Source organism: Vibrio sp. OPT24 (assembly GCF_015163545.1).
GTDB classification, from domain to species: domain Bacteria; phylum Pseudomonadota; class Gammaproteobacteria; order Enterobacterales; family Vibrionaceae; genus Vibrio; species Vibrio cyclitrophicus.
This window is the reverse complement of the sequence record NZ_JADDYI010000029.1, coordinates 1-322: the sequence shown is the minus strand read 5'-3', so window position 1 is coordinate 322 and position 322 is coordinate 1. Positions and strand designations below refer to the sequence as shown.

Sequence of the window (322 nt, the reverse complement as noted above, 5' to 3'; positions counted from 1 at the left end):
TCCACTGGACAGACGGCGAGCGAACACTAAACACTAATTTATCAAGCTCTTCAAAATCAGATAAAAGACTTATAAAACATAATTATAGAGATGGTTGCATGCAGGACATTCATTGGTGCGATGGAAGTTTTGGCTACTTCCCAAGCTACACGCTTGGCGCTATGTATGCGGCTCAATTCATGGCATCAATGAAGCAAACCGTTAATGTTGATGAGGCGATTCGCTCTGGAGATATGACTCCAATCTTTACGTGGCTATCAGAAAATATTTGGTCGAAAGGGTCGTTGCTAACTACTGATGAGTTAGTTAAACAAGCTACAGG

The 322-nt window shown here is 41.6% G+C and carries 1 pseudogene; it reads left to right on the top strand.

What is annotated here, in order from left to right:
• Positions 1-322: pseudogene (locus tag IQO02_RS08425) on the top strand (carboxypeptidase M32); the annotation flags it as partial.